The following is a 4191-nucleotide window of genomic DNA, read 5'->3' on the forward strand; positions in this document are numbered from 1 at the left end:
AAGCGCTCGACGTCACGCTGCAGCGGCGCGGCCATCGCATCTCGATCCGCGGACGCGGCGCGAAAGTCGCGCTCGGCGCGCTCGAAACGTTCTACAACCGCGCACGCGAGCCGCTTTCGGTCGACGATATCCAGCTCGCGCTCGTCGAAACGCGGCATCCGGCCAACAACCGTGGCGCTGCGCAAGACGACGCCTCGTCGTCCCGCTACGATCCCGATCATCCGTTCGACGAACCGGCTGGGCTCGACGACGAGAACATCGAGGAACTCGGCCCGAAGCTGTACACGCGCCGGGCGGATCTGCGCGGACGCACGCCGGCGCAACGCGAATATCTGAAGCAGATCGTCTCGCACGACGTCACGTTCGGCGTCGGGCCCGCGGGCACGGGCAAGACCTACCTCGCGGTGGCCTGCGCCGTCGATGCGCTGGAACGCGATCAGGTCAAGCGCATCGTACTCACGCGTCCGGCCGTCGAAGCCGGCGAGCGGCTCGGTTTCTTGCCGGGCGATCTCGCGCAGAAGGTCGATCCGTATCTGCGCCCACTCTACGACGCGCTCTACGATCTGCTCGGCTTCGACAAGACGGCGAAGATGTTCGAGCGGCAAATGATCGAGATCGCGCCGCTCGCCTACATGCGCGGACGCACGCTGAATCATGCGTTCATCATTCTCGACGAGGCGCAGAACACGACGCCCGAGCAGATGAAGATGTTCCTCACGCGTATCGGCTTCGGTTCGAAGGCGGTGGTCACGGGCGATACGACGCAGGTCGATTTGCCGCGCGGCGCAAAGAGCGGCCTCATCGAAGCGCAACAGGTGCTCACGAACGTGCGCGGCATCGCGCTCACTCGCTTCACGAGCGCAGACGTGGTGCGCCATCCGCTCGTGGCGCGCATTGTCGAGGCTTACGACAAGCACACGAAGAAAGACGACGCGGCGCCGGTCGATGGACGATGACGCTCGCGCTGAGCGCGAAGCGGACGCAACCCCGAACGAACGAATGAACGAATGACCGAGAAGACACGCACGCCGCAACTGAAGCTCGCGTTGCAGGTTCCCGCCGCCAAGGCCTTCCCCGAACATAAGGCGGTCGTGTCGCGCGCGAATGTCGCGCGCTGGATCAAGGCGGCCTTGTTCGCGGACGGTGAGTTGACGGTGCGTCTGGTCGATGCCGACGAAGGCCGTTTGTTGAACCGTACCTATCGCGGCAAGGACTACGCGACCAACGTGCTGACGTTCGCCTATGCGGAGAGCGAGGACGATCCCGTCTCCGGCGATCTCGTACTGTGCTGCCCCGTGATCGAACAAGAGGCAGCCGAACAATCCAAACCGCTCCTCGCGCACTACGCGCACATGATCGTGCACGGCACGCTTCATGCGCAGGGCTATGACCACGAAGACGACCAGGAAGCGCAAGAGATGGAAGCGCTCGAAACGCAGATCCTGGGCCGGCTCGGCTTCGCCGATCCGTACGGAGACCGTTCCCGCTAGGCCGCCAATCCATTACGCAATGTTGTAGCGTCGCGCGCGCTTTGTCACCGTTTTGCGGTACTTTTGTCCTCCGCCGCTTCACCGCCTTCGCGGGGGATTTGTCACCATTTAGCGCAAAAGAAAGCCGCCCGAGGGCGGCATGAGGCATCTCCGGACGGCACCGTGGAAACACTGCCAAGTCAAGACACTCGCGTCCTACTTCTTCGTAGGCGTGACGCTGATGTACTGCTTCAGGTCGGGCTGATGGACCGCCAACAAGTTAAACACTAGGCCACCGATTTTCCGCGCGAACTCATCGTCGAGCCGGAAATTTTCGTCTTCGAGCGGCCAGGGGACAACCATGGCCGCGTCAATCATCTTCGCCAGAGGTTGGCGATTGACGGTGCAAACGTTAAGCGCTTGCGCGTCTTCGTCATAAGTGATGACAATGCAGCGCGGCGTGCGTTGAGCGGTGTTAGTCAAGGACTCTCCCTTTTAAGCAGTTGGCATATCGTTCCATGGATCGGCTGTGACACATGTTCCATGTGCCCGGTTTCGCTGCTTCCCACGCAGAGCATTCGTCAAGGTCCAAATTGAGCCCGTGCTCGCATTCCGCCTCGATCTCTGGCGTCATGAGGAATCCGGCATCCTGTTCAGCTTGCCCGCCGAACGAGGCGTCCTCGCCATACTCAAACGGCTGCGCATCGGCAAGCGCCATCGACAGGGCAGCGTCAGGGGCGGCAACCTCGGTCGGCGTGCTACCAACAACGCTTTGAATGTAGTTGATTAAGTCATCCGCGCTAACGTCGTTGTAGCTGGGCGGCCAATCGGAGGAGTACGACTTACGAGCCGGAGCCACCCAAGCGGCTTTCTCCCGCTCTTTGAGTGGATACGGGGGGCGCGTCGGCCCGGAGGCATTGATACCGCCTCCCATCGGCGCCGCGCGCTCGATCACGACCGTAACCTTACCGCTTTTCACTGCTGCCCGAAGCTGCGCGCTCGTATCGCTGGCACTCACTCCGGGCACTGTCTGTCCGGGGTGAAACCCGAGTTGCCGGAGGTAGCTGCTCTCCTGTTCAATGGATCGAGTTCGTGGCCAGCGCCGCAAGAATTCCTCGCCGTCCTGCTGATGCTTGGCTGTCGAAATCCCGGAGCCTGCCCGTTCGGAAAGGATGGCGTATTCACCAAAACCCAAGTCAAGTTGGACCGAGGCCATCGATCGATTTCCTCCATGTGTAAGGGGTGGGCCGCCATCGTAGCACCTCCCCTAGGAGACAAATCTGTATGCCGGGCTTAGAACAGGCCGCCCGACTGCGTACCGGGCTCCCAGTTCGTGATCACCAGTTCGCGGCTCGTCGACGGGCCGCTCGCAGTCGTATTGTTCACGCTGTACTTGATCGACAACCCAAGCATCGCGAAGCCTTCGAACACTCGCCGGATGTCCGGGTGGTCGTTGATGCTGACCATCACCTTGCCCTTGCAAGAGCGCATTTTCTCAGCCATGCGCTCGTACTCGGCGAACGCAAATGGGACGCCATAGCCTTCCGTTTGCCAGTACGGTGGGTCGCAGTAAAAGAACGTGTGTGGCCGGTCATAGCGGTCCATGCACTCATCCCACGGCAGCTTCTCGATATGCGCGCCGGCCAAGCGAAGATGTGCGGCCGACAGGCTCTCCTCGATCCGCAGCAGATTGACCGATGGCGCGGTCGTGGCCGTGCCGAATGTCTGTCCGTCGACCTTGCCGCCGAAGGCATGCTGCTGCAGGTAATAGAAGCGCGCCGCACGCTGGATGTCGGTGAGCGTTTCCGGGACCGTTTGCTGGTGCCATTTGAATACCTGTCGGCTTGAAATCGCATACTTGAACTGGCGAACAAATTCCTCCAGGTGGTTCTGCACGACTCGGTAGAGGTTCACCAGCTCGCCGTTTATGTCGTTGAGCACTTCGACCGGCGCCGGCATCGGTCGAAGGAAGTACAGCGCAGCTCCACCGCAAAAGACTTCGACGTAACACTCGTGTTGCGGGAAGAGCGGGATGACACGATCGGCCAAGCGGCGCTTGCCGCCGAGCCAAGGAATGATGGGTTGAGCGATCAATGAAAAAGCCTTACTGCGGTCTGTTAAAATCCGCCCCGCCTTCCGGAAGGTGGCAGGGCCTTGGCTGATTCACTGGTAGTGCAGTGATGAGGCGGCCGGTGCGAGTGTGTCCAGCACTTACGCCGGCCGCTCTGTCTTTTCAAGCTGTCGTTGCGTGCTCGACGTGCGCGAGGTCTTTAACGAGATCGGCGAGCGCATTGGGATCGAGCCGGAACGGCTCAGCGAGGCCAAGGGCCGTAGCGATCGCTTCCGAGCAGAAGTAGTGCCGAGGCTCCCCGCCCACCGGCCGCACAACGAACCCCAAAATCCCCAAGTAGTCATAGCTCAGGCCCGAGTGCGCAGCGAACCAAGCGCGTACCGCGTCGACGTCGGCCGGCATGTCGAGGACATCCCATTCGTCGGGCGCAAGCGCGATCGCCGCGATCCGCACGCCAGTTCCGCGTACCGATGACGCGCATTCGAACGTGCCGTCTTCGGTCTCGGCCAGCACGGCCTCGACGTGACTGTACGGCCCTCGTTGCCACCAGCGGATGATCCCGTCGACAAGCGTTCCTTTACCCTTGTAGAAAGCGATTTTCATGATGTCAGTCCCAGACGATCGCTTTCACGGACGCGATGGCCTGATCGA

Annotated in this window: 6 protein-coding genes; 2 read left to right on the forward strand and 4 right to left on the reverse strand. The window is 61.5% G+C overall.

Annotated features, from left to right (window positions below; genetic code table 11):
• Both ACTHL0_RS09750 and ybeY read left to right on the forward strand, forming a co-directional pair.
• On the forward strand, positions 1-956 hold a 956-nt coding region (locus ACTHL0_RS09750; protein ID WP_440566523.1), incomplete at its 5' end, for a PhoH family protein.
• 51 nt (positions 957-1007) lie between these two features.
• The gene (gene ybeY / locus ACTHL0_RS09755; protein WP_440566524.1) at positions 1008-1490 is read left to right on the forward strand and encodes an rRNA maturation RNase YbeY; all 483 of its coding nucleotides are present in this window, start codon (positions 1008-1010) and stop codon (positions 1488-1490) included.
• Between the two features lie 195 nt (positions 1491-1685).
• On the opposite strand, the gene ACTHL0_RS09760 is transcribed toward ybeY, so the two are convergent.
• The 4 genes from ACTHL0_RS09760 to ACTHL0_RS09775 form a co-directional block, all read right to left on the reverse strand.
• The gene (locus ACTHL0_RS09760; RefSeq protein WP_440566525.1) at positions 1686-1952 is read right to left on the reverse strand and encodes a hypothetical protein; all 267 of its coding nucleotides are present in this window, start codon (positions 1950-1952) and stop codon (positions 1686-1688) included.
• Positions 1945-2685, reverse strand: a complete 741-nt coding sequence (locus ACTHL0_RS09765) for a hypothetical protein (RefSeq protein WP_440566526.1) — start codon at positions 2683-2685, stop codon at positions 1945-1947. The genes ACTHL0_RS09760 and ACTHL0_RS09765 overlap by 8 nt, the downstream gene beginning before the upstream one ends.
• A gap of 77 nt (positions 2686-2762) precedes the next feature.
• Positions 2763-3560 carry a DNA adenine methylase gene (locus tag ACTHL0_RS09770; RefSeq protein WP_440566528.1) on the reverse strand — a complete coding sequence of 266 codons (798 nt, stop codon included), beginning with the start codon at positions 3558-3560 and terminating at the stop codon, positions 2763-2765.
• A gap of 142 nt (positions 3561-3702) precedes the next feature.
• Positions 3703-4143: a hypothetical protein gene (locus tag ACTHL0_RS09775; RefSeq protein ID WP_440566527.1), complete on the reverse strand. Its 441-nt coding sequence runs from the start codon at positions 4141-4143 to the stop codon at positions 3703-3705.
• Between the last annotated feature and the right edge of the window lie 48 nt (positions 4144-4191).

Source organism: Trinickia sp., from assembly GCF_051961175.1.
In the GTDB taxonomy this organism is placed as follows: domain Bacteria; phylum Pseudomonadota; class Gammaproteobacteria; order Burkholderiales; family Burkholderiaceae; genus Trinickia.